The 23,087-nt window shown below is 72.5% G+C and carries 22 protein-coding genes and 1 riboswitch; of the genes, 6 read left to right on the top strand and 16 right to left on the bottom strand.

Annotation, left to right across the window (positions count from 1 at the left end):
• Nucleotides 1-176: 176 nt before the first annotated feature.
• A complete protein-coding gene (locus ACQEVU_RS43895; RefSeq protein ID WP_433334536.1) occupies nucleotides 177-1,541 on the bottom strand; it encodes an FAD-dependent monooxygenase in 1,365 nt (454 codons plus the stop codon).
• 133 nt (nucleotides 1,542-1,674) lie between these two features.
• Between ACQEVU_RS43895 and ACQEVU_RS43900 the strand changes: the two genes are divergently transcribed.
• A complete protein-coding gene (locus ACQEVU_RS43900) occupies nucleotides 1,675-3,030 on the top strand; it encodes an MFS transporter (protein WP_433334538.1) in 1,356 nt (451 codons plus the stop codon).
• Nucleotides 3,002-3,664, top strand: a complete 663-nt coding sequence (locus ACQEVU_RS43905; RefSeq protein ID WP_433334540.1) for a response regulator — start codon at nucleotides 3,002-3,004, stop codon at nucleotides 3,662-3,664. The genes ACQEVU_RS43900 and ACQEVU_RS43905 overlap by 29 nt, the downstream gene beginning before the upstream one ends.
• Nucleotides 3,665-3,708: 44 nt before the next feature.
• On the opposite strand, the gene ACQEVU_RS43910 is transcribed toward ACQEVU_RS43905, so the two are convergent.
• Nucleotides 3,709-6,825 (bottom strand): helix-turn-helix transcriptional regulator, encoded by a 3,117-nt coding sequence (locus tag ACQEVU_RS43910; RefSeq protein ID WP_433334542.1) that lies wholly within the window; start codon nucleotides 6,823-6,825, stop codon nucleotides 3,709-3,711.
• 435 nt (nucleotides 6,826-7,260) lie between these two features.
• Here ACQEVU_RS43910 and ACQEVU_RS43915 point away from each other — a divergent pair, with 435 nt between their 5' ends.
• Nucleotides 7,261-7,446, top strand: a complete 186-nt coding sequence (locus ACQEVU_RS43915; protein WP_433334544.1) for a hypothetical protein — start codon at nucleotides 7,261-7,263, stop codon at nucleotides 7,444-7,446.
• Nucleotides 7,447-7,515: 69 nt separating this feature from the next.
• On the opposite strand, the gene pepN is transcribed toward ACQEVU_RS43915, so the two are convergent.
• On the bottom strand, nucleotides 7,516-9,924 hold the full coding sequence (pepN, locus tag ACQEVU_RS43920) for an aminopeptidase N (protein ID WP_433334546.1): 2,409 nt from the start codon (nucleotides 9,922-9,924) through the stop codon (nucleotides 7,516-7,518).
• 64 nt (nucleotides 9,925-9,988) lie between these two features.
• Between pepN and ACQEVU_RS43925 the strand changes: the two genes are divergently transcribed.
• The gene (locus ACQEVU_RS43925; RefSeq protein WP_433334548.1) at nucleotides 9,989-10,525 is read left to right on the top strand and encodes a DUF4240 domain-containing protein; all 537 of its coding nucleotides are present in this window, start codon (nucleotides 9,989-9,991) and stop codon (nucleotides 10,523-10,525) included.
• Here ACQEVU_RS43925 and ACQEVU_RS43930 read toward each other — a convergent pair.
• The 10 genes from ACQEVU_RS43930 to ACQEVU_RS43975 form a co-directional block, all read right to left on the bottom strand.
• The gene (locus ACQEVU_RS43930) at nucleotides 10,518-11,267 is read right to left on the bottom strand and encodes an ABC transporter ATP-binding protein (protein ID WP_433334550.1); all 750 of its coding nucleotides are present in this window, start codon (nucleotides 11,265-11,267) and stop codon (nucleotides 10,518-10,520) included. The genes ACQEVU_RS43925 and ACQEVU_RS43930 overlap by 8 nt on opposite strands.
• Nucleotides 11,258-12,136: an ABC transporter permease gene (locus ACQEVU_RS43935; RefSeq protein WP_433334552.1), complete on the bottom strand. Its 879-nt coding sequence runs from the start codon at nucleotides 12,134-12,136 to the stop codon at nucleotides 11,258-11,260. Before ACQEVU_RS43935 ends, ACQEVU_RS43930 begins: the two co-directional genes overlap by 10 nt.
• Nucleotides 12,133-13,119, bottom strand: coding sequence for an ABC transporter substrate-binding protein (locus ACQEVU_RS43940; protein ID WP_433334554.1), 987 nt, complete (start codon nucleotides 13,117-13,119; stop codon nucleotides 12,133-12,135). Before ACQEVU_RS43940 ends, ACQEVU_RS43935 begins: the two co-directional genes overlap by 4 nt.
• Nucleotides 13,116-14,228, bottom strand: coding sequence for an agmatinase family protein (locus ACQEVU_RS43945; protein ID WP_433334556.1), 1,113 nt, complete (start codon nucleotides 14,226-14,228; stop codon nucleotides 13,116-13,118). The genes ACQEVU_RS43940 and ACQEVU_RS43945 overlap by 4 nt, the downstream gene beginning before the upstream one ends.
• A 57-nt stretch (nucleotides 14,229-14,285) precedes the next feature.
• Nucleotides 14,286-14,395, bottom strand: a riboswitch (guanidine-I (ykkC/yxkD leader).
• A 55-nt stretch (nucleotides 14,396-14,450) separates the two neighbouring features.
• Nucleotides 14,451-15,161: an urease accessory protein UreD gene (locus ACQEVU_RS43950; protein WP_433334558.1), complete on the bottom strand. Its 711-nt coding sequence runs from the start codon at nucleotides 15,159-15,161 to the stop codon at nucleotides 14,451-14,453.
• Entirely contained in the window at nucleotides 15,158-15,805 is a 648-nt protein-coding gene (ureG, locus tag ACQEVU_RS43955) for an urease accessory protein UreG (protein WP_433334560.1), read from the bottom strand. Before ureG ends, ACQEVU_RS43950 begins: the two co-directional genes overlap by 4 nt.
• Nucleotides 15,795-16,442: an urease accessory protein UreF gene (locus tag ACQEVU_RS43960; protein WP_433334562.1), complete on the bottom strand. Its 648-nt coding sequence runs from the start codon at nucleotides 16,440-16,442 to the stop codon at nucleotides 15,795-15,797. Before ACQEVU_RS43960 ends, ureG begins: the two co-directional genes overlap by 11 nt.
• A gap of 11 nt (nucleotides 16,443-16,453) precedes the next feature.
• A complete protein-coding gene (locus tag ACQEVU_RS43965; RefSeq protein ID WP_433334564.1) occupies nucleotides 16,454-18,163 on the bottom strand; it encodes an urease subunit alpha in 1,710 nt (569 codons plus the stop codon).
• The gene (locus ACQEVU_RS43970) at nucleotides 18,160-18,453 is read right to left on the bottom strand and encodes an urease subunit beta (protein ID WP_433334566.1); all 294 of its coding nucleotides are present in this window, start codon (nucleotides 18,451-18,453) and stop codon (nucleotides 18,160-18,162) included. The genes ACQEVU_RS43965 and ACQEVU_RS43970 overlap by 4 nt, the downstream gene beginning before the upstream one ends.
• Nucleotides 18,450-18,752 (bottom strand): urease subunit gamma, encoded by a 303-nt coding sequence (locus tag ACQEVU_RS43975; protein ID WP_433334568.1) that lies wholly within the window; start codon nucleotides 18,750-18,752, stop codon nucleotides 18,450-18,452. The genes ACQEVU_RS43970 and ACQEVU_RS43975 overlap by 4 nt, the downstream gene beginning before the upstream one ends.
• Nucleotides 18,753-18,899: 147 nt before the next feature.
• Between ACQEVU_RS43975 and ACQEVU_RS43980 the strand changes: the two genes are divergently transcribed.
• Together ACQEVU_RS43980 and ACQEVU_RS43985 are read left to right on the top strand one after the other, a co-directional pair.
• Nucleotides 18,900-19,838, top strand: a complete 939-nt coding sequence (locus ACQEVU_RS43980) for an AAA family ATPase (protein WP_433334570.1) — start codon at nucleotides 18,900-18,902, stop codon at nucleotides 19,836-19,838.
• Between the two features lie 48 nt (nucleotides 19,839-19,886).
• Nucleotides 19,887-20,165: a YiaA/YiaB family inner membrane protein gene (locus ACQEVU_RS43985; RefSeq protein WP_433334572.1), complete on the top strand. Its 279-nt coding sequence runs from the start codon at nucleotides 19,887-19,889 to the stop codon at nucleotides 20,163-20,165.
• Between the two features lie 53 nt (nucleotides 20,166-20,218).
• On the opposite strand, the gene ACQEVU_RS43990 is transcribed toward ACQEVU_RS43985, so the two are convergent.
• The 3 genes from ACQEVU_RS43990 to ACQEVU_RS44000 form a co-directional block, all read right to left on the bottom strand.
• Nucleotides 20,219-20,977, bottom strand: coding sequence for a DedA family protein (locus ACQEVU_RS43990; protein WP_433334574.1), 759 nt, complete (start codon nucleotides 20,975-20,977; stop codon nucleotides 20,219-20,221).
• A gap of 159 nt (nucleotides 20,978-21,136) precedes the next feature.
• The gene (locus ACQEVU_RS43995) at nucleotides 21,137-21,394 is read right to left on the bottom strand and encodes a UBP-type zinc finger domain-containing protein (RefSeq protein WP_433334576.1); all 258 of its coding nucleotides are present in this window, start codon (nucleotides 21,392-21,394) and stop codon (nucleotides 21,137-21,139) included.
• Nucleotides 21,391-22,962 (bottom strand): Na+/H+ antiporter, encoded by a 1,572-nt coding sequence (locus tag ACQEVU_RS44000; RefSeq protein ID WP_433334578.1) that lies wholly within the window; start codon nucleotides 22,960-22,962, stop codon nucleotides 21,391-21,393. The genes ACQEVU_RS43995 and ACQEVU_RS44000 overlap by 4 nt, the downstream gene beginning before the upstream one ends.
• Nucleotides 22,963-23,087: the final 125 nt, after the last annotated feature.

Here is a 23,087-nt window from a genome sequence, read left to right on the forward strand (position 1 = left end):
GAGGGTGCCGGGCCCCCCGTGGCGGCGCGGGGCCCGGCACGTCTCGCCAAGCGTTCCGTCGTTCCCCGTGTGCGTCACCGAAGGGGGCGCCTGTCAACGAGAACCGCTCTGTGACGGGCACTACACATCGATCAACGCTCCCATGTCAAGGGCCGGTAACAGCGACGTGTCGTTCGTCACCCAGGCGAGCCGACATGCGCGCGGAGTGCAACCGGCAGGTCTCCCTCGGTGCCCGTCCAGGCGGTGTGGCCGTCCGGCCGGACCAGGACGTAGCGGTCGTAGCGGGCATGGGTGATCCGGCCGTCGTACCCCTCCGGCCGCGACGGCCCGAGCAGCACGTGGCGGCCGACCCGCAGCAGCTCGTACAGCCGGGTGGGGCCCAGGTCGATGTCCTCCTGCCGCGGCGCGTGCGGGTAGTCGATGGCGATGCCGGACACCGTGCCGGTGGCCTTGCGCATGACCGCCGGGACGTGCAGCGCCAGCCCGGCGAGCGCGTCGCGCCCCAGCCGCGCGGCCCGCGACTGCAGCAGGGCCAGGCGGATGATGCCGCCGCTGGTGCGCAGCACGAGCCGGCCGACGGCGTGCCGCTCTTCCTGGTAGCTGTCGAGCAGCCCGTCCGGCGCCCAGCCCCCCGCGGTCGCGGCGAGCTTCCAGGACAGGTTGGCCGCGTCCTGCAGGCCGGTGTTCATGCCCTGCCCGCCGGCCGGGGAGTGCACGTGGGCGGCGTCGCCGGCGAGGAAGACGCGGCCGGTGCGGTACCGCTCGACCTGGCGCTCGTCGCTGTGGAACCGCGACAGCCACCGGCACTCGCCCATGCCGAAGTCGGTGCCGAACGCCTGGCGCACGGTGTCGCGCACCTCGTCGAGCGCGAGCGGGGTGCTGTCCGGCACCTGGTTCGCGCGGTTCCAGGCGAAGACGCGGTACCACCCGTCGCCGAACGGCGCCACGAACGCGAACGCGGAGCCGACCGCGGTGACCGTGATCGCGTCCGGCGGCGGATCGGACAGGCGCACGTCGGCGAGCATCAGCGAGCGGACGACGGCCTGCCCGGGGAACTCGAGCCCGAGCGCCCGGCGGACGCCGCTGTGCGCCCCGTCGGCGCCGACGACGTAGTCCGCGCGGTAGGCCGGGACGTCCTCGGTGTGCACGTCGACCCCGTCGGCGTCCTGCTCGATCCCGCTGACGGCGGCCCCGCGCACGATCCGCGCGCCGGCCTTGAGTGCGCGCTCCTCGAGCACGCGCTCGACGTTGTACTGCGGGGTGATGAGCACGAACGGGTACCGCGAAGGCAGCCCGCCCAGGTCGAGCGCGATCCGGTTGAACAGCCGCAGGTGGGACACCGGCGTGCCGGTCGCGATGACCTCCTCGGCGATGCCCCGCGCGTCGAACTGCTCGAGCGTCCGGGCGTGCACGGCGAACGCGCGGGTGAGGTTGGACTCGCCGTCGCGGCGCTCGAGCACCGTGACGTCGACGCCGGCGTGGGCGAGGTCCCCGGCGAGCAACAGGCCCGTGGGTCCGGCCCCGGCGATGACGGTCTTCATGGCTCCTCCATCGGGCCGTTGGTCAACAAGTGTTGGCAAACAATTGTTGACCGCCGCCGAGATCGATGTCAACACGTGGTGAAATCACAACCGGCTTGACCTGAAGCCGTGTTGAGGTGCGAAGTTTCGGGGCGTGGAGAACAGACGCGCGCTCACCGTCGGCATGGTGACCCTGGTCACGCTGGTCGCCTTCGAGGCGGTGGCGGTGACCGCGGCCATGCCGGCCGTCGCCCGCGCCCTCGACGGGGTGGCGCTCTACGGCTTCGCCTTCGGGGGCGCCCTGGCCACCAGCGTGGTCGGCATGGTGCTCGGCGGCTCGTGGAGCGACCGCTCCGGACCGGCCCGGCCGACCTTCGTGGGCGTGGTGCTGTTCTGCCTGGGCCTGGTGGTGGCGGGCCTGGCGCCGTACATGTGGGTCCTGGTCCTGGGCCGCCTGGTGCAGGGCTTCGGCGGCGGCCTGGTGAACGTCGCGCTGTTCGTGGTCGTCGGGCGGGCCTACCCGGCCGCCGAACATCCGCGCGTGTTCTCGGCCCTGTCCGCCGCGTGGGTCCTGCCGGCGATCGTGGGTCCGGCGGTGGCCGGGGCCATCGTGCAGTACATCGGCTGGCGTTGGGTCTTTCTGCTTGTGGTTTTCGCCTCGGTGCCGGCAATGCTGCTGATCTGGCCGCGCCTGCGCGGGCTCACGTCCTTTTCGGACACTTCGCCATCCGTCCGGATGCACTGGCCCGTCGCCGCGGCGCTCGGCGCCGGGCTGCTCTACGTCGGCGGCCAGGACCCGTCGCCGCTCGGCCTCGCCGTGCTCGCGGTCGGCCTCGTCGTCGCGCTGTTCTGCGGCGCGCGCCTGCTCCCGCCCGGCACGTTCGCCGCGGCCCGCGGCCTGCCGGCGGTCGTGCTGCTGCGCGGCCTGGCCGGCGCCGCGTTCGTGCAGACCGATGTCTTCATCCCGCTCCTGCTGACCCGCGAGCGCGGCCTGAGCCCCGCGCTGGCCGGCCTCACCGTGACGGTCGGGGCCCTGTTCTGGTCGGCCGGATCGTGGGTCCAGGCCCGGCCGGCCCAGCGGCTGCCCGACGCGACCCGGCTGCGCCTCGGCTCGGCCGGCATCGCCCTGGGCGTGCTGTCCGCGATGTCGCTGGGTTTCGCGTCGGTACCGATACCCGTCGTCGTCGTGGGCTGGTGCCTCGGCGGCTTCGGCATGGGCCTGACGTCCCCCGCCGCCGCGGCGCTGGTCCTGGGCTACTCCGCCCCGTCCGAGCAGGGGGCCAACAGCTCGGCCCTGTCGGTGGCGGACGCGCTGCTCACCACCACGGCGCTGGCGCTCGGCGGCTCCCTGTTCGCCGCGCTGGTCGACCGCGGCCCGATCGCCTACGTCGCCGCGTTCGCGGTCGCGCTGCTCCCCGCGGTGGCCGGATTCGCCGTCGCCGGCCGCACATACGCCGGCGCCGGAGCCTTAGAGTTGGCGCGTGAGCGTGCGGGTGCTGGTCGCGGATGATCAGGAAATCGTCCGTACGGGCCTGACGATGATCCTCAACGCCCAGCCGGACATCGAGGTGGTGGCCGAGGCCGCCGACGGCCGCCGCGCGGTCGAACTGGCCCGCCGGCTGCGCCCCGACGTGTGCCTCCTGGACGTCCGCATGCCGTCGATGGACGGCCTGGAGGCGACCCGGCAGCTCGCGGGCCCCGCGGTCGAGGACCCGATCGCCGTCGTGGTGATCACGACCTTCGACCTGGACGAGTACGTCTACGCGGCCCTGCGCGCCGGCGCCCGCGGTTTCCTGCTGAAGGACGCCGGCCCCGCCCTGCTCGCTCAGGCGGTCCACGCCGCGGCGAACGGCGACGCGCTGATCGCCCCGAGCGTCACGACCCGCCTGCTGCGCGCCTTCGCCGACGCCGGCCCGAAGGCCCCGCCGCGCCAGCCGGTGGAGGCGTTGACGGACCGCGAGGAGCAGGTGCTGGCCCGGGTCGCACGGGGCCGCACGAACAACGAGATCGCCGACGAGCTGTTCATCACGCTGAGCACGGTGAAGACCCACGTGACGGCGCTGATGCTGAAACTGGGCGTCCGCAACCGCGTGGAGATCGCCATGTGGGCCTACGAAACCAACCGGATCCGCCCTGGTACGTAACGTCAGGCCGCATACGTACGAGTGGTAAGCGTACGTACGCGTACTCAGATGCCGCGGTTGCCGTCCCGATCGGCCATCGCGATCAGTTCGAGCCGGTTGTGCACGCCCGTCTTCCTGTAGATGCGCTGGAGCTGCGTCTCGACGGTACGCACCGACACATTGCGCCGCTGGGCGATGACCTTCGGCTCCAGGCCCTGCTTGATCATCTTGAAGACGGTGTACTCGGCCGTCGTCAGGTCGAACGGCGGTATCTCCGGCTCGGGCGCGGTCGCCAGCTCGAAGCCGGCCCGCTCGGCGAGCGCCTCGACGCGCCGGCGGAGCGGCTCGGCGCCGAGGTGGCATGCGGTGGTGTGCGCGGCCCGCGCGGCCTCCCGCGCGCCGGGCCCGTCCCCGCTCCGGTATGCGGCCTCGGCCTCGCGCCAGCGGGCATATGCCGCCGGGTAGCGGCGCCCGAGGTCGACCCAGCCCTGCACAACCTGCTTCCACTGCGCTGCCGTGTCCTCACCACGGATCCGGTTCCGCTCAACGGTGTACAGCCGGACCAGCTGTTCGATCTCGGCGGTCTCCGCGGCGTCGACCGCCGATTCGACCAGCAGCATGAGCCGGTCGCCGGTCGCCGCCGAGGCGGCGGCCTCTGCGGCGTCGGCCGCAGCCTGGTCGGCCGCGGCGCGCAGGCCGAGCGCCAGGAGCCGGAGCTGCTCCACCGCGTTCTCACCGCCGCGGACGTGCTCGATGCCGTCGCGCACATGCCGGATCGCGGCAGCCGGCCGGTCCTGCCATAGCGCCAGCTCGGCCTGGTACGCGTGCAACGGACCTTGGAAGCGCACGTCGTTGGTGCCCTGCGCCAATGCGGCCACGGAGTCGAGCAGATCCCGGGCCTGCATGAAACGACCCCGGGCGATCTGGATCTCGGCGAGGGTCAGTCGTGGGTACAGGCTCTCGCCGACAGGCCTGCTCAGGGCCGTCTCGTCGATGACGGCCTCGGCCTCGTCCCAGCGGCCGAGCATCGCCAGCGCGGTGCTGGCGTTGTTGGCCAGGACCGCGGCCTGCCGGCTATCCTGCAGGTCGAGCTGGCGGGCCTCGGCAAGGCCCTTGCGGTTGGTGTCAGCCGCCTCATCCAGCCGGCCGGCGTGCTCGAGGACAAGGCCGAGATTGCTGTATGCGCGGAACAAGTCCTCAAGGTTGTGCACCTGCCGCGCGATGTCGATCGCCGCTTCCAGCCGGGCGACGCCGGCCTCGGGATCGTCGCCGATGCCCAGGGCGAGCCCGCTGACGTTGAGCGCGCGGCCTTCCTCGGCGCGCGCGCCCACCGCCCTGGCCATCGCGAGGGCCTCCTCGGCCTTGCCGAAGCCGGCGGCATGGTGGCCGGCACGCAGGTCGCGCAGCGCCAACGCGGCGAGCACGCGCGCCTTCACCGCCGACGGGGGCCGGTCCTCGAGCAGCCGGGCCGCCTGGTCGTACGCGAGCTGGGACTCGGCGCTCCGGCCGACCTCCCACAGGTGGTTGGCGAGCCGCTCGTGGAGCAGCCCGGCAAGGTCGGGATCGACGGCCGGGTCGACCAGCGCGATCGCCGCCTGTGCGTGCTCAACCGCCTTGGCGATGTGGCCGGACCAACGGGCGGCATTCGCGGCGGCGGTCAGGACCCGCACCCGGGACAGGCCGGTGCGCTGCTCGGCATCGGCAACGTCGTCCCACAGCTGCAGGGCCCGGGCGAACTGCAGCTCCGCGGACGGAAAGGCGAGAGTCTGCTCGGCGGCCCGCCCGGCCCGCACCGCCGCGGCCAGGGCCTCGGGCCACCGTCCCGCCCGGTCCCAGTGGTAAGCCTGCTCGGCGTCGATGGTGCGCTCGTGGCCGAGACTGAGCCGAGGATCGGCCGCGAGCGACTCGGCGATCTGGGCGTGCAGTTCCTGCGTGCTGCCCGTAGCACGGCTGCGATACACCGCCTCACGCAGCAGCGCATGCCGGAACGCGTACACCCCACTGGTCCGGTCCTCAACGAGAATCCGCTGCTCGAGAGACTCCTGCAGCGCTTCGTCGAGTTCCGCGGCGGGCAGCCCGCTGACTGTGCGCAGCAGCCCGTGGCTCATCCGGCGGCCGGCCACTGCGGCCACCCACAGCATCTTGCGCGTTGCCGGAGAGATCTGCGCCAGCTGCGCCATCATGGCGCCGGTGACCTCCTGCGGCAGCGCATTGGCCGGCTCCTCCAGGGCGTGAGAAGCCGTGAGCAGTTCGGCGTGGAAGGCGATGCCCTCCGACCAGGCAAAGCAGCGCTCGACGAGCTCCGGCAGCACTGGGCCACCGACGACTTCGCTCATGAACCGGCGCAGCTCGGCCTTGGTGAACACCGGCAGCAGGAACTGCTCGACCCGGCGCAGGAAGTCGGCGTTGCCCAGCAGCCTCCACAGTGGTGTATCGAGCATGGCGGCGATGGGCCGGTGGCTGCACACCAGCAGCACCCGGCGGCCCTCGGGCTGGGCCCGGGCGAGTGCGCCGACCAGGCCGACGGTGGACGGGTCGGCCCAGTGCAGGTCCTCCAGGATCAGCACCGCCGGCGCCCGTTCGCCGATGCGATCGAGCATCCGGCGCACCGCGAGGAAAACCTGATGCTGCGTGCTGAGCGGGGCCGGCCGGCCGGTACCGTCGAACAGCCCGGCCAGCATCGCGTACGAAGGCCCGCCGAGCTCGCCGGCGGCGTCGCCGTGCTCACTCCCGAAGCCTTCGAGGGCCTCGGTCAGCGCCACGTACGGCACCGACTCGCCGAGCGACTCGTCGCACGAGCCATGCAGCACATGCGCCCCCGCCGTCCGCGCGATCGCGCTGAACTCCCGCAGCAGCCGGCTCTTGCCGACCCCGGCCTCGCCGCTGACCAGCACCGTGCGCGCCTCGCCGTCGCGGACGTCGGTGAGCCTGCGCCGCAACCGATCCAGTTCATCGCCACGGCCGACGAACGCCGGCTCTCTGTTAGCACGCACGAGGCATCGACTCCCGGGCGAGCGGTCCACCCGATGATCCCGGCTCCGCCGTGATGTCGTCCATGCGTCCTTCCGGCATACGTACCTTGCCGCAGCATACGTACTCGGGTACCTTGCCCATAAGTACCTCCTACGTACACATCTGCAAAACAGAATAGTGGGAGGTGGCGGGACCGGGGAGGGTGACACCCGAACCGCAGACGTGCCTCGAGTTGGGGTACCGCCAGGAGGTTGCGATGCCGAGCGAAATGGCCACTCTCAAGCCCATTGCGGATCCGGTGGTTGCCGCAACGGGCAGCCATGATCGTCTCGGGTTGCCAGGAGTCCAACCATGCCGGGGTGGGTGCACCCCGGCCCTCGCGGCACTCAAATGGGCTGATCCTCACAAGGCCCGATTGCAGCGCCGTGCACCCCTTGCTCGAGATCGACAGCGCATGGCGGCCGGAGTTTGCGGCCGCTAGCTGAGGGTTGGGCGCCGTTGCAGCGGCAACCCAACCCGTTTTCAGCATGATCAATCCCCCAGCTCATGGCCACACAAGAAAGGGAACGACCGTGTCCCAAACCTTACCCGGATCTTCCGACCCGCCCAAGCCTCCCGAGCCCGAAGAGCCTTCCGAGCCACCAATGCCCGGCCGGCCGCCGACCGGAGGGCCGAACATCCCGCCGTGGCGGATCGTGCTCGTGCTGGTCATCCTCGGCGTCTGCGTCACGGTCGTGATCCTCGGCCAGTCGCTCTGGGCGCTGGCGGTCGTCATGGCGATGGCCGCCCTGCTGCTGGGAATTCTCAGCCTCGGGCGGCGCGGGGACTGACGCCGCGGCTCGATATCGAACGGAACCACGGCCGGCGAGGCACCCCTCGCCGGCCGGGCGTGTCGCGGGTCAGCCCCAGCGGCGTAGCTCGTCGGCGCCGTCGGCCACCTCGCGGCGCAGGCGGGGGTCCAGGTCCGGGGTCGACAGCAGGGCCTCGGCCAGCGGCAGGGCGCGGGCGCTGTACTGCGGAAAGCTCCACCGCACCACATTCAGCCCGGCCAGCGAGTACCGGCCCTCCAGCATCGCGGCGGCGTCGGTGAAGTAGCGCTCGACGAACGGGTCCGTGAGCGCCTCCTGGCCCGGCTGCCAGAAGGCGCCGGCGTTGGCCATGGCCAGGCGCGGGTTCGGGTCGTGGACGAGGGTGGTCCAGGCGGCGGACTTGGCCTCCGGGGTGGGCAGCGCGGCCCGGCAGGCGGCGGCCGCCTCGAGGCCCTTCGCGCTGGGGTCGCGGCGCTCCTCCGCGGCGATCTCCGCCTCCCCGGCCGCGCCCAGTGCGGCCATCCGGCGCAGCAGCGCCCAGCGCAGGTCCGCGTCGACGACCAGCCCGTCGGGGGTCTGGCTGCCGTCGAGCCATCCGGCCAGCAGCGGCACGCCGGGGGCGTCGGCGACGCTGACCAGGGCGCGGGCGGCGGCCAGCTGGCGGCCGGTGCCGGGGGCGGCGGCGGCCAGGGCGTGCGCGCACACCTCGGCCAAGGGGGTGAACGGGACCAGGCCGCGGCGGGCCAGGCCGTCGCGGGCGAAGGCCAGGACCTCGTCGAAGACCGCCTCCTCGCGCTCGGTGGGCAGCGCGGCCACCAGCAGGGCCAGGAACTCCGACGGGGGGATCTCCCGGTCGCGTACGGCATCCATGACCCCGCTCCACACCACCGCGCGGGCCAGCGGGTCGTCGAGGTCGGGCAGGACGGCGGGGAGGGCGGCGCGGCTGAAGGGGTCGAAGCGGATCTTCGCGTACGTCTCGTCGCCGTCGTTCAGCAGCAGCACCGTGCCGGCGGGAGCGGCCGACAGGCCCGGGATCGTCGTCTGCGGGCCGTCGATGTCGAACGGCACCCGCAGTACCGAACCGTCGGAAGCGTAGGCGGAGGCCGTCAGCCGATGGGGGCGCAGCGGCCGGCCGGTCTGCTCGATCATCAGGCCGTCGCCGCGGGACGGCACGGGGCGCAGGGTGTTGGCGCCGCTGCTGCGCAGCCACAGCTCGGCCCAGCCGGTCAGGTCGCGGCCGGCGGCGTCGCCGATGACGGCCAGGAAGTCCGTGAGCGCCGCATTGCCGAAGCGGTACCGCCGGAAGTACTCGCGCAGACCGGCGAGGAACACGTCGTCGCCGAGGTGGACGGAGAGCTGGCGCAGGGCGGCGGCGCCCTTGGCGTACGAGATGCCGTCGAAGTTCTGCACCGCCACCGCGGTGTCGGCGACGCCGTCGGGCGCGACGGGATGGGTGGAGGGGCGCTCGTCGGCGAGGTGGCCCCAGCGCTCGCGCCAGATCGCGAAGTCGGCCGCCGCGGTCGGGTGGCGGCCGGTCTCGGCGGCGACGCGCCAGCCCATGTACTCCGCGAACGCCTCGTTGAGCCACACGTCGTCCCACCAGCGCAGCGTGGCGAGGTTGCCGAACCACATGTGTGCCATCTCGTGCAGCATCACGACGAACCGGCGGTGGCGCTCGGCGCCGGTGACCCGGGCCCGGAAGAGGAACTCCTCGCGGTAGTTGACCAGGCCGGGGTTCTCCACGGCGCCGCCGGAGAACTCGGGGACGAACGCCTGGTCGTACTTGCCGAACGGATAGCGCATGCCGAACAGCTCGTGGTAGCGGTCGAAGCCGGCCGCGGTGGCCTCGAAGAGCTCCTCGGCGTCGGCATCGAGGCTCTCGGCGAGGCTGCGGCGGCACAGCAGGCCGAGCGGGATGCCGTCGTGCTCGGCCTCGAGCCGGTGCCAGGGGCCGGCGAGGAGGCTGAACAGGTACGGCGCCAGGGGCGGCGTGGGCTCGAACGTCCAGCGGCCGTCCGCCGCGGAGGCCACCGGGGCGTTGGCGCGCACGAGCCACTTCGGCGGGGCCAGCACGGTGAGCGTGATCGGCGCCTTGAGGTCGGGCTGGTCGAAGCAGGCGAACATGCGCTGGGCGTCATCGAGCGGGGCCTGGCCGTAGAGGTAGACCTCGCCGTCCTCCGGATCGGTGAACCGGTGCAGGCCCTCGCCGTTGCGGGAGTACGGCGCCGCGAACTCGACCTCCAGCCGGTTCTCGGCGGCCAGGCCGTCCAGGACCAGCCGGTTGCCGGCCGGCGCGGCGACCGGGGCCCCGTTGAGGGCGGCCCGCACCGTCGTGGCGCCCTTGACCTCGATGAACGAGACGGGTTCGGTGCTGGCGAACTCGACCACGGTCCGGGAGACGAACTCGTCGTCCCCGGTCAGATCCAGCTCAACGGCGTAGGAGCGCACACGTAGCGCCTGTGCCCGAAGCACCGCCTCGATACGGGTCAAACTCGGCATGATCGGAACGCTACCCCGGCGAAGGTTGGCCGGAGGGTGCGGCGGGGTGACAGACTTCCTTGCCGTGGACAGCGATACTTTCTGGTCGATCATCGACGGGGCGCGGGCCGAGGCCGGGGATCGTGTCTCGCCCGGCTTCGCGGAGCGGTTCACCGGGGCGCTGCGCATGCGGCTCGGCGCGCTCGACAAGAGCGAGCTGCTCGACTTCGACGCGCGCCGCACGGAGCTGCAGGCGCGCGCCAACTCCTCGGCGATGTGGGCGGTGGGGCGCGTGGTCGCCCGCTACGCCGACGCGTTCGTCGACGGGCTGATCGCGCGGGGCCGCGACGTCTACGAGCGGGCGGTCGCCGCACCGGACGACCTCGCCGACGACCCGGTGATCCGGGCCGTGGCGGCGGGCGAGCTGGCCGCTCACGAGCTCGCGCCGCGGGAGGTCGAGGACCTCGCCGAGGACCTGTACGGCGAGGCCGACGACTATCCGATGCTGCTGCGCGCGCGGACCGGCCAGGTCGCCCCGCTGGTCGAGGACGACTGGGACGACGAGGACGACCAGGCCGTCCGCAAGCACCTGCCGAAGATCGCGGCGCTGTTCCTCAGGTAGCGGCGCGGATCAGGTCCTCGACCTCGGCCCGCAGCCGCTGGAACGGCGCCGTGCGCTTGACCAGCCGGTCGCGGTCCTCCGGCAACGGGACCGGCACGTCCGCGGCGACCCGGCCCGGGTGGCTGGCCAGCACGACCACCCGCTGGCCGAGGAACACGGCCTCCTCGACGTCGTGGGTGACCATGAGCACCGTCGTGCCCGTGTCGCGCCACACGCCGCGGAGGAACACCTGCATGTCCTCCTTCGTCTGCACGTCCAGCGCGCCGAACGGCTCGTCGAGCAGCAGCACCCGCGGCTCGCAGGCCAGGGCCCGCGCGATCGCGACCCGCTGGCGCTGCCCGCCCGAGAGCTGCCTGGGCAGCGACGCGCGCAGCGGGGCCAGGCCGGTCTCGGCGAGGTACCAGTCCACCCGCGCCCGCCGCTCGGCCCGCGGCAGGCCGAGCAGCTCGAGGCCGAAGCCGATGTTCTGCTCGACCGTCCGCCACGGGTAGACGGCGCCGGACTGGCAGACCAGGCCGCGCTCGGGGCCCGGCCCGGTGACCGGCTCCCCCGCGAGGGTGACCGCGCCCGAGGTGGGCGCGAGCAGCCCGGCGACGATCGACAGCAGCGTCGACTTGCCCGAGCCGCTGGCGCCGACCACGCAGACGAACTGCCCGGCGGCGATCTCCAGAGAGACATTTTCCAGGGCCGCCGTGGTACCCCAGGTGCGCCCGACCCCGGCCAGCGCCAGCACTACACCCACCGTCCGATCCGGTTGCGCGCCAGCCGCAGCAGCACGTCAGTCGCCACCCCGACGACGGCGATGACGACGAGGATGGCGAAGATCTTGTCCGTCTGCGTGAACCGCTGGGCCAGCAGGATCCGCTTGCCGAGCCCGGTCTCGCTGTTGACGAGCTCGGCGACGACGACGAGGTTCCAGGCCGCGGCGAAGTTCACCCGTACTGCGTCGAGCAGCCCCGGCAGCGAGTGCGGCACGATGACCTTGCGCAGCACCTCGCCCCGGCGCGCGCCGAGGGTGTAGGCCACGTCGATGAAGTCGCGCGGCACCAGGCGTACGACATCCGCGGTCATCAGCATGTTGAAGAAGACCGTGCCCAGGAAGATCAGCGCGATCTTCGGGTTCTCGCCGATGCCCAGCCAGATCAGCAGCAGCGGGGTGAACGCGGCCGCCGGCAGGTACCGCAGCAGCCCGCTCAGCGGCTCCAGCAGGGCGTTCGCCGCGCTGAAGCTGCCCATGGCGATGCCCAGCGGCACCGACACGAGCACCGCGAGCCCGAAGCCGTAGAGGATGCGCTGCAGCGTGGCCCACAGGTCGGTCCACAGCTGCCCGCTCGCCGCCAGGTCGAGCCCCGCGTGCCAGACCTTGTCCGGCGGGGGGAGGTAGCGCGGGTCGACCACGCCGGCGGCGCCGAGACCGAGCCAGACGGCCAGCGGCAGCAGCACCGACAGCGCGACGAGCGCGGTCCGGGCGGCCGGCGGCAGCGGGGCCCGGATGGCGAACACGGCGCGGGGCGGGCGCACGGTGCGCCGCCGCGGCAGCGGCCGCCATGACGCCCGGACCGACGGCTGCGCCCCGGAAGGCTTCGGTCCGGCCGCCGTCGCCGCGGTCACCGCACGGCCTTCACGAACTTGGGCTCGAACAGCCCGTCCAGCGGCGGCGCGGCGTCGACCAGCTTCGTGCTGACCAGGAAGCCGGCGATCTTCTTCGCCTGGAAGTCCAGGTGGGTCGCGTCGGAGCCGGGCTCGAACGCGGCGAGGTTCTGCTCCCTGGTGAAGATCGTGGTGCCGGCGTCGTACGTCCTGTAGTCCGCGTCCGACACCCCGCCCTTCTTCGCCATGATGCTCACCGCCTCGGCCGGGTTCGCCTTGATCCACGCCACGGTGTCGAACCAGGTCTGCACGACGGCCTGCACCTGATCGGGGTGGTCGGCGACGTACTGCGACTGGAACGACAGCGTGTCGGGGATCGCGCCCGGGAAGTCCTTCGACGTGGCGACCGCCTTGCTGCCGGCGCGGCCCAGCGCCGTGGTGGTGAACGGGGCGAAGACGCCGACCGCGTCGACCTGCCCGGCCACGAACGCGGCGGCCGCGGCGTCGGTCAGCAGCGGCGTAAAGGTCACGTCCTTCTCGGTGAGCCCGGCCTTCTCCAGGGCGAGCAGCAGCAGATAGTGGTCGACGGTGCCCTGCTCGGCGGCGACCTTCCTGCCCTTGAGATCGGCCACGGTGGCGATGCCCGGCGCGGCGATGATCTGGTCGTTGCCGGTGGAGTTGTCGTTGAGCAGCACGATCGTCTGCTTCGCGCCGCCGGAGACCGACGAGAGCGTGTCGTTGAGGGTCTGGCTGTTCGCCGTCAGGTTGCCGGTGGCCAGGGCGTTGAGGCTGTCGGTGTAGCTGTCGAAGTACTTCAACTCGACCGCGACGTTGTTCTTGGCGAACAGCCCCTTCTCCTGGGCCACCTGCCACGGGAACCAGCCCGGCCAGGCGCTGAAGCCCAGCGTGATGCTCCCGGACGCCGGCTTCGCGTCGGAGGACTCCGAGCAGGCGGCCAGGAACGCGGCCGCGGCCGCGCCGAACAGCAGGGAACGACGCTTCATGACGCTCTCCTAGGAAGGTGACCGGCGCGCACGAGGCACCCGAGGGTGTCGCAGATGACGCGGGTGGCGATGAGGGCGGTGATCTCGGCGTTGTCGTACGGCGGCGAGCACTCCACGACCTCGATGCCGGCGAGCGGCTTCTCCGCGATGAGCTGGATGAACTTGAGGACCTCGCGGGGCAGGAACCCGCCCGGCTCGGGCCAGCCGGTGCCCGGCACGAAGGCGGCGTCGAGGCAGTCGACGTCGAAGGACAGCCACACCGCGTCGGCGCCGTCCCACGCGACCTCCAGGGCCCGCTCGGCCGCGGCCTCGATGCCCATCTCGACGCAGTCGGTGACGGTCATGATGGTGGTGCCCCGCTCGCGGCCGACCTTGACGCCCGGGCGCGGCGCCTGCCAGCCGCCGATGCCGATCTGGACGAGATTCTTCGGGGGCACGTTGGGGATGTCCGTGGCGTGGAACCACGGCGTGGTGTGCATCCGCTCGTCGAGGTCCGTCTCCTGGGTGTCGACGTGCCGGTCGAAGTGGATGATGCCGAGGTTGCCCGTCATGTGCTGGGCGACGCCGCGCACGGTGGGGTAGCCGATGGAGTGGTCGCCGCCGAGCACGACCGGGAACGCGCCGGACTCGTAGACGTGCGCGACCGCCTTGGAGATCTGGTCGAACGTCTTCTCGATGTTGGCCGGGATGGTGAACACGTCGCCGAGGTCGGCGATGGTGATCGACTCGCGCAGGTCCACGCCGAGCTCGAAGCTGTACGGCCCGTAGAGCGCCGAGATCTTGCGGATGCCCTGCGGCCCGAAGCGGGTGCCGGAGCGGTACGTGGTGCCGCCGTCGAACGGGGCGCCGAGGACGGCGACGTCGTACTCGCCGCAGCGGCGCACGTCCTCGAGGTACGGCGCCTTCAGGAAGGTGTTGATGCCGGCGAAGTGGGGCAGCTCGCCGCGGGAGAACGTCGGGATGCGCTTGTCGACGATGGAGTCGGCGCCCGGCAGCCCGAGCTCGAGCCCGCGCGCGACCTCCTCCTCCCATTTGGTGGTGGGCAGCTCGGCCTCGCGCTCGACGGCGTAGCGGGCCTCGGGCCCGTAGTGGTTGTGGAAGAGACCCATTCGGACAGACCCTCCGGGTGTGGCTGTCCGGCCACGGAGCAGCCGGACGCGTCGGCTGTCTCCCGGGCTTTTGTCCCGCCGTGGAACGCCCGCAGCGGGGCGCCTGCGCCTCTCGGACCAGCCGGCAGTCCTGTGTGGAGGGCCGCGGAACCCTAGGCGCGCCTCACCATCGGTGAGTCGTTCGTGAGTACACGCCCCGGCCGTTACTCCCGCTTTGCTCGTCTATTGCGCCGGTGTAACCAGCCTCCCGGTGATCCGCCGGGCGGCGGTGAGATCGTCCCCGACCACGGTGACCACGACTCCCCCGCGGGCGAGCGCCATGACGGCCGCGTCGGCCTTTGACGATTTTTCGGATATTTCGGTAATGTCCGTTGTGGTGATCAGCGTGCTCAGCACGCGGGCGCCGTCCAGGATCGCCGGCCCGTCGGGGTGCGAGGGGCCGATCGCGACGTCGCTGCGGTACCAGGGCCGGGCATTGCGCCTGATGGTCGTGGACAGGCGCAGGTCGCCCGAAGGCTCGCCGTGGCGGCCGAAGACCGCCTCCTCGCGCCACAACAGGCGGGCGTCCCCGGCCACCGACACGACCGACACGTTGTGGTGGCGGCAGCGCGCGGCCGCGACGATCGGTTCGGGCAGGAACGCCAGGAACCCGCCCTCCCCGACCGTCGCGTGGACCGACAGGCACGACTCGGCGCCGTCGCGCCCGGGCAGCGCGACGCTCGCCGCGACCGTGCGCAGCCACAGCTCGGCGCCCGGCCCGACCTCGACCTCGAGGCTCAGGTCGTCGCCGCCGAGCGGGCCCGCCGCGCCGCCGACGATGTGGACCTCGTTGGGGCCCGTACGGCGCGGCAGGAGCGGGGCCTCGCCCTTCAGGACGCGCAACACCGTCCGGGCGCTCTCGCGCTCGGCGACGATCCGCGCCGACGCCCTCATGCGACGAGGCCGCGGATCCACTCCTGGACCGGCTTCGCGGCCCGGTCCTCGACGAGCGAGAGGAACACGGTGGGCAGGTCGCCGCGGCGGGCGGCCGCGTCGCGCTCCATCACCCCGAGGTCCGCGCCCACGAGGGGGGCCAGGTCGGTCTTGTTGATGACGAGCAGGTCGGCCGAGGTGACGCCGGGGCCCCCCTTGCGCGGCACCTTGTCGCCGCCGGCCACGTCGACCACGAAGATCTGCCGGTCGACCAGGCCCCGGCTGAACGTCGCGGTGAGGTTGTCGCCGCCGCTCTCGACCAGGATCACGTCGAGCGGCCCGAGGCTCTCCTCGAGCTCCTCGATCGCGTCGAGGTTGGCCGAGATGTCGTCGCGGATGGCGGTGTGCGGGCAGCAGCCGGTCTCGACCGCGCGGATGCGCTCGGCCGGCAGGACGCCGTTGCGCAGCAGGAAGTCGGCGTCCTCGGTGGTGTAGATGTCGTTGGTCACCACCGCGACGCGAAGGTCGCCCGACATGGCCCGGCACAGCGCCGCGACGAGCGCGGTCTTGCCGGAGCCGACCGGGCCCCCGATGCCGATGCGCACGGCCCGGTGGGTGTGCGGCAGCGCGTCGTGCGGGTCGTCGTGCGTGTGTTCAGCTTGCAAAGAGCCTTACCTCCCATGTGGCGTGGTCCTCGGCGGAGACGTCGAGCAGCGGGGCCGATGCCGCCGGCAGGTCGGCCGCGGGCCCGTCCGCGCAGCGCGCGGCCTCGCGGGCCACCGCGTCGCACTCCTCGCCGAGCTCGGCGAGCAGGGCGTGCACCGCGTACGGGTCGAGGCCGAGCAGGCGGACCGCGGCGCTCGCCGGGCCGGAGATCGCGTGGTAGACGGCGATGTGCGCCGCCTCCGGCGGGGTCAGCCCGGCCGCCGCGGCGGCGATGCCGAGCGCGACGGGCTGCGAGACCCGGGCGACGGGCGCGCCGGGCCAGACGACGGCGGTGGCGCGGCCCATCGAGCGGCCCTGCCGGCGCGCGGCGAGGCGCAGCGCCGGCGAGGGGGTGCGGGCCTCGAGCTCCTCCTCCAGCTCCTCGGCGGCGTCCGGCCGGGCGCAGGCGGCGGCCGCGAACGCCGCCGCGACCAGGCCGGCAGTGCGCAGCCGGCCGCGCAGGAACGCGCGGAGGTCGTCGAGGTCGGTGACCCGGCCCCGCACGATCGCCGCCTCCAGCCCGCCGGAGTGCGCATGGCCGCCGGAGGGGAACCGGCCGTCGGCCAGCAGCAGGAGTTGGGTGAACAGCGCCATCATGAATCCGCTTGTCAGAACAGGAAGTACCGCTGGGCCATCGGCAGCTCGGTGACCGGGTCGGGCTCGACCACCTCACCGTCGATGCGGACGGTGAACGTGTCGGGGTCGACCTCGATGCGCGGCAGGGCGTCGTTGCCCGGCAGGTCGGCCTTGCCGCGGGCGCGGGTGTCGGCGACCGGGGCCAGGCGCCGGCGCAGGCCGAGCCGGTCGGCCAGGCCGTCCTCGATCGCCGCCGGGGCGACGAAGGCGAGGCTGGTGGCCGGGGCGGCCGCCCCGTAGGCGCCGAACATCGGCCGGGACAGGATCGGTTGCGGGGTCGGGATGGAGGCGTTCGCGTCGCCCATCGCGCCCCACGCGATCGCGCCGCCCTTGATCACCACGTGCGGGCGGACCCCGAAGAACGCCGGGTCCCACAGGACCAGGTCGGCGAGCTTGCCGACGGCGACGGAGCCGACCTCGTGGTCGATGCCGGCGGCGACGGCCGGGCAGATGGTGTACTTCGCGACGTACCGCTTGGCGCGCTCATTGTCCGCCGGCCCGTCGCCCGCCAGCGCGCCCCGCCGCCGCTTCATGACGTGCGCGGTCTGCCAGGTGCGCAGCACGACCTCGCCGACCCGGCCCATCGCCTGGGAGTCCGAGCCGATGATCGAGATCGCGCCCAGGTCGTGCAGGAGGTCCTCGGCGGCCATGGTCGAGGGCCGGATCCGGCTCTCCGCGAACGCCAGGTCCTCGGGCACGCTCGGGTTGAGGTGGTGGCAGACGATGAGCATGTCGAGGTGCTCGGCCAGGGTGTTGCGGGTGTACGGCCGGGTCGGGTTCGTCGAGGACGGCAGCACGTTGGGGTGCGAGGCGACCGTGATGATGTCGGGCGCGTGCCCGCCGCCGGCCCCCTCGGTGTGGTACGCGTGGATGGACCGCCCGGCGATGGCGCGCAGGGTCTCCTCGACGAACCCGGCCTCGTTGAGCGTGTCGGTGTGGATGTTCACCTGCACGCCGGAGGCGTCGGCGACCCGCAGGCAGGCGTCGATCGCCGCCGGGGTGGTGCCCCAGTCCTCGTGCAGCTTGAAGCCCCCGGCGCCGGCGCGCAGCTGCTCCCACATCGCCTCCTCGGAGACGGTGTTGCCCTTGCCGAGCAGCAGCACGTTGACCGGCCACGGGTCGAGCGCCTCGAGCATGCGGGCCAGGTGCCAGACGCCGGGCGTGACCGTGGTCGCCTTGCTGCCCTCGGCGGGGCCGGTGCCGCCGCCGACGATCGTGGTAATGCCGCTGGAGAGCGCCTCCTCCAGGATCAGCGGGGCGATGAGGTGCACGTGGCAGTCGATGGCGCCGGCGGTGAGTATCCGGCCGTTGCCGGCGATGATCTCCGTCGACGGGCCGATGACCAGCGCCGGGTCGACGCCGTCCATGATGTCCGGATTGCCGGCCCGGCCGATGCCGGCGATGCGCCCGTCGCGGATGCCGATGTCGGCCTTCACGACGCCCCAGTGGTCGAGGATGACCGCGCCGGTGATGACGGTGTCGGGGGTGCCCTCCGCGCGGGTCGCCCGGGACTGGCCCATCGACTCGCGGATGACCTTGCCGCCGCCGAAGACGGCCTCGTCGCCGCCGGCGCAGTGGTCCTCCTCCACGCGGATGAACAGGTCGGTGTCGGCCAGCCGCACGAGGTCACCGGCGGTGGGGCCGTAAAGGGCGGCGTACCGCCGCCGCTCGATCTCGCTCATCGGTCACCTCGCAGTCCCGGTACGATCCGGCGCCCGGCGAGCGGCACCAGCGTCACCTCGCGGGCCACCCCGGGCTCGAACCGGACGGACGTGCCCGCGGGCACCCCCAACCGGTGTCCCCGGGCCGCGGCCCGATCGAAGTCCAGGGCGTCGTTGGCGTCGGCGAAGTGGTAATGGGAGCCGACCTGGACCGGGCGGTCACCCGTATTGGTGACGCTCAGCACCAGCTCAGGGCGCCCCGCGTTGATCACGACCGGCCCCTCGCCCGGGACGATCTCGCCGGGGATCATGGGATCGGGTGGTGGACGGTCACGAGCTTGGTGCCGTCCGGGAATGTCGCCTCCACCTGCACCTCCGTCAGCATCTCGGGGACGCCCTCGAGGACGTCGTCGCGGCCGAGCACGTGCCGGCCGGCCTCCATCAGCTCGACCACGCTGCGCCCGTCGCGGGCGCCCTCCAGCAGGAAGGCGGTGATGATCGCGACGGCTTCGGGGTGGTTGAGCCGCAGCCCGCGGTCCCGGCGGCGTTGCGCCACGTCGGCGGCGACGTGGATCAGCAGGCGCTCCTGCTCGTGGCGGGTAAGAAACAAGGGTCACCTCATCGGGGGGCGGTGCCTGCGGATGCTTCCACCCCGATGTTTCACCCCGATTACCTTGCGGGGCGGCCATCCTGGCCAAAATGGCTCCGCAACGGGCGCGTGTTAGGCTCCGGACGCCCACTACCAGGAGAGTTGCGCATGAGCAATCACCGGTCCGTCGTCATCAACGGGGACCTCGGCAGCGGCAAGTCGACGGTCTCCGTCGAGCTCGCGAGCCGGCTCGGGCTGCGCCGCATCAGCGTCGGCGACATGTACCGGGAGATGGCCCAGCGCCGTGGCATGACCGCCCTGCAGCTCAACCTGCACGCGGAGCTCGACGACGCGATCGACAGCGCGGTGGACAACCTGCAGAGCGAGATCGCGCGCTCCGGCGAGCAGCTCATCGTCGACAGCCGCCTCGCCTGGTTCTTCTTCCACGAGGCGTTCAAGGTCCACCTCATCACCGAGCCCAACGAGGCGGCCCGCCGCGTGCTGGCCCGCCCGCACAGCGAGGTGGAGAACTACGCCTCGCTGGAGGAGGCGAAGAAGAACCTGCACAGCCGCAGCGAGAGCGAGCGGATGCGGTTCCTGACCCGCTACGGCGCGGACAAGTACAAGCTGCGCAACTACGACCTGGTCGCCGACAGCACCCGGGCCACCCCGGACGAGGTCGTCTCGGCCGTGCAGGCCGCGTTCGAGGGCCGGCTCGGCACCGAGATCCTGCGCGAGCGGACGCCGCTGCTGCTGCTCGACCCGATGCGCATCTACCCGACCCGGGTCATCGACTTCGCCGACGAGACGCTCGCCCAGGAGCTCGCCGGCGCCCAGCCCGAGGACCTCGAGCCGCTCACCATCGGGCACAGCGGGCCGGACTACTACGTGATCGACGGGCACCGGCGGCTCAGCGCCGCGGTGCAGAACGGCCTGCACCTCGTCCCCGGGCTGCTGCTCGCGGAGAGTGAGGAGCCGGTCACCAACCGGCTCAGCGCCAACGACTACTTCCGGGTGCACGTGACGCCCGAGGTGATCGAGGCGTGGGAGCGGGTGCACAAGACCGAGCTGCACAGCCCGTCTGAGGTGCACGCCGGCCAGCAGTGAGTACGCGTACTCAGGCGGTCTGACCTCGGCCGGGCCGACACTGGCGGCATGAACACGAAGACCACGTTCGCCTTCTTCGTCCAGTCGGCCCTGTCGTTCGGCATCGCGCTGACCGGCATGGGGGTCGGCATCGCCTATCTGCCCGTGAACGCGTGGATGCGCGCGTTTCTGGGCCTGGGCCTGCTGTACACCGTCACGTCGGCGTTCACGCTGGCAAAGGTCATCCGCGACCAGCAGGAGACGGCCTCCGTCGTCCAGCGCGTGGACCAGGCGCGGCTCGACCGCATCCTGACCGAGCACGACCCCTTCCGCGCCCCGTCCGGCTGACGCCGGCTAAGCCCCGCCCGGCTGAGGAGCCGGCCGGGCCCGGCCGGCTGAGGCTAGCTGGTGGCGCTCTCCAGGCCGTTGATCTGCACGACGACGTGCTCGGCGGCGGCCACGGCCTCGGCCGCGACCATGACCTCGATGGCGGCCAGGGGCTCCGCGGCGGCGAGGGTCTCCATGGCGGTGCGGCGGCAAATCCGGACCGGGCGCCCCTCCGCGGCGGCGCGGCGCCGGGCCCTGCTCACGATCCCGAGCAGCGGCGCGCCGGCCACGAACAGCAGCGCACCGGCGGCGACGAGGGCCAGCGGCAGCCACGACGAGTCGGCGATCGCCTCCCCGCCGAAGTGCCCCAGCAGCGCGCCGTAGGAGGCCCACAGGACCGCCGCGACCACGTCGTAGGTGGCGAAGCGGCGGGTCGAGACCCCGTTGCGGCCGGCGTAGACGGCGGTGATCATGCGCCCGGCCGGCACGAACCGGCAGAACAGCACGGCCAGGAAGATGTGCTTCTGCATCGCCAAGTTGAGCTTCGCCGCGACCTTCTGCGCCCGCCGCGGCAGCGCCCGGCCGAGGCCGCCCCGGCGCGCGAGCCGGCGGCCCAGGAGGAACGCGAGCAGGTCACCGGCGATGACGCCGAGGGCGCCGGCGAGCACGAGCAGCAGCAGCTCCGCGTGGCCGGACGTCGACAGGATGCCCCCGCCGATCATGAGGGCCTGGGCCGGTACTACGGGAACGAACGCGTCAACGGTGAGCAGGACGAGGACCGTGGCGTAGAGCACGCCCGGCGTGGACACGAGGTCCAGTACGGCACTCACCATCTCGGACTCGTCATGGCCCGTCCCCTTACCCCGCTGTGAGGATCCCCCGTTGACCATGGCAACACGGTCGCACCCGGCTGCATGCCCAACTTCGAACGATTGTGTCCCGCGTCTCCTTTGAACTCGCTGAGAACACGACGATTTCCGGCTGGGAGCCGCTCAGCCCACCGTTTCGTGTACGAAACACCAGCGCCAGAACTCCCCCGGCTCGATGGACTGCATCACCGGATGGTGGGTCAACAGGAAGTGCTGGGTGGCGTGGCGGCGCGGCGAGGAGTCACAGCAGGCCACATGGCCGCACGCCAGGCACTGGCGCAGGTGTACCCAGTCGGTGAACCCGCCCGCGACGCACTCCGGGCAGCCCTCCACCTCCGGCGGCTCGACCTTCTCCGCCGCCTCCAGATGCACGCAGCTCACAGATCCCCCCGCTCGAGCAGTGACTCTTCCAGGTCCATGTCGCGCTGCGCCTGGCGCAGCGTCTCCTCCGGGATGCGCCCGGTGTCTCGCGCCTTGCGGAACACCTCGCGCTCGGCGATCAGCATCTCGCGCCGCAGCCGGGCGTACGCGGCGGACGGCGTCTCCCGGTCGGCGCGGCCCAGGCGCTCCCAGGCCAGGTTGGAGCGGCTCAGGGCCACCTGCCGCAGCCGCTCGACCACGCCGTCGGGCGCGTCGTCGGCCACCTCCTCCAGGCGGTCCTTGCCGGCTCGGGAAGCCTCGTGCTGCACCGCCGCCTCGGCGAGCGCGTCCTCCTTCTCGTCGTCCGGCGGGACCTTCAGCCAGCGCGCGACGGTGGGGAGGGTGGCTCCCTGCAGTACCAAGGTGGCCACGATGACGCCGAAGGCCAGGATCACGAAGAGGCCACGCGGGTAGGACGCGTCGTCGGCCAGGCGCTCGGGCAGCGAGAGCGCCGCGGCGAGGGTGACCGCCCCGCGCATGCCGGCCCACGAGATCACCGCCGGGGCGGCCAGTGGCGGGGCCGGGTCGCGGCGGCGCACCCGCGGGATGACCCGGGTCATGTACGTCGTGGGGAACAGCCACGCGATCCGGGCCAGGATCACCACGCCGACCACGGCGACCAGCGCGCCCATGGTGAAGGCGAAGGAGCGCTCGACGTGCGCGACGAGCGTGCGCAGCTGCAGCCCGACGAGCAGGAAGACGACGCCCTCGAGCAGGAACTTCACCATCCGCCAGAAGGCGTCCATCTGCAGCCGGGACGCGGCGGACATCAGCGTGGGCATCCGGTGGCCCAGCGACAGCCCGCAGACCACGACCGCGACGACGCCGGAGGCGTGCACCCGCTCGGCCGGCAGGAACACGACCCAGGGTGTGAGCAGCGACACGGCGTTGTCGATGAGCGGATTCTTGATCCGCTTGTGCACGAAGCCGATGACCAGCCCGCCGATCACGCCGAACGCGACGCCGCCGATGACCGCCACCGACGCCTGCTGCGTGATCGACCAGCCGTCGACCGCCTGCCCGACCGCCGCGGCCACCGCGACCCGCAGCGTCACCAGGGCGCTCGCGTCGTTGATGAGGCTCTCGCCCTCCAGCACGGTGACGACCCGCCGCGGCAGCCCGATGCGCCGCGCCACCGCCGTGGCCGCCACCGCGTCGGGCGGGGCGACGACGGCACCCAGGGCGAAGCAGGCGGCCAGCGGTACCGCCGGAAGCAGCATGTGCAGCGTGAACCCCACCGCGGCCGTGGTGAACAACACCAGCCCGACCGCCAGGAGCAGGATCGGCCGGAGGTTGAACTTGAACGCGGGCACGGAGGTCTCCAGCGCCGCGACGTACAGGATCGGCGGCAGGATGCCGAGCAGCACCACCTCGGGGTCGAGCTCGATCTCCAGCAGGCCCGGGACGAAGGATATGACGATGCCGACGACGACCAGCAGGATCGGCGACAACACGCCGATGCGGCGGGCGACCACCGAGGTGGCGACCACGACCGCGATCAGTCCGACGACGTTCTCCAGCCCGTGCACGCGCGAAAGCTTATCCATGGCGTGCGGCCGGGTGCTTGATCGATGGCACGCGGCCGGGTGATGGCCATGTGCACATGCACCGCCGGGCCTGAGACACTGCAACCGCACATGCGCCCAGCCGTCAC

Origin of the sequence: Dactylosporangium sp. CA-139066, assembly GCF_050936175.1 — a bacterium.
In the GTDB taxonomy this organism is placed as follows: domain Bacteria; phylum Actinomycetota; class Actinomycetes; order Mycobacteriales; family Micromonosporaceae; genus Dactylosporangium.

Excerpts from the sequence above, each read along its gene's own strand:
- ACQEVU_RS43895 (WP_433334536.1), bottom strand. The coding sequence starts at position 1,541 with ATGAAGACCGTCATCGCCGGGGCCGGACCCACGGGCCTGTTGCTCGCC.
- ACQEVU_RS43915 (WP_433334544.1), top strand. The coding sequence starts at position 7,261 with ATGCCCGGCCGGCCGCCGACCGGAGGGCCGAACATCCCGCCGTGGCGG.
- pepN (WP_433334546.1), bottom strand. The coding sequence starts at position 9,924 with ATGCCGAGTTTGACCCGTATCGAGGCGGTGCTTCGGGCACAGGCGCTA.
- ACQEVU_RS43940 (WP_433334554.1), bottom strand. The coding sequence starts at position 13,119 with ATGAAGCGTCGTTCCCTGCTGTTCGGCGCGGCCGCGGCCGCGTTCCTG.
- ACQEVU_RS43945 (WP_433334556.1), bottom strand. The coding sequence starts at position 14,228 with ATGGGTCTCTTCCACAACCACTACGGGCCCGAGGCCCGCTACGCCGTC.
- ACQEVU_RS43950 (WP_433334558.1), bottom strand. The coding sequence starts at position 15,161 with ATGAGGGCGTCGGCGCGGATCGTCGCCGAGCGCGAGAGCGCCCGGACG.
- ACQEVU_RS43960 (WP_433334562.1), bottom strand. The coding sequence starts at position 16,442 with ATGATGGCGCTGTTCACCCAACTCCTGCTGCTGGCCGACGGCCGGTTC.
- ACQEVU_RS43965 (WP_433334564.1), bottom strand. The coding sequence starts at position 18,163 with ATGAGCGAGATCGAGCGGCGGCGGTACGCCGCCCTTTACGGCCCCACC.
- ACQEVU_RS43970 (WP_433334566.1), bottom strand. The coding sequence starts at position 18,453 with ATGATCCCCGGCGAGATCGTCCCGGGCGAGGGGCCGGTCGTGATCAAC.
- ACQEVU_RS43980 (WP_433334570.1), top strand. The coding sequence starts at position 18,900 with ATGAGCAATCACCGGTCCGTCGTCATCAACGGGGACCTCGGCAGCGGC.
- ACQEVU_RS43985 (WP_433334572.1), top strand. The coding sequence starts at position 19,887 with ATGAACACGAAGACCACGTTCGCCTTCTTCGTCCAGTCGGCCCTGTCG.
- ACQEVU_RS43990 (WP_433334574.1), bottom strand. The coding sequence starts at position 20,977 with ATGGTGAGTGCCGTACTGGACCTCGTGTCCACGCCGGGCGTGCTCTAC.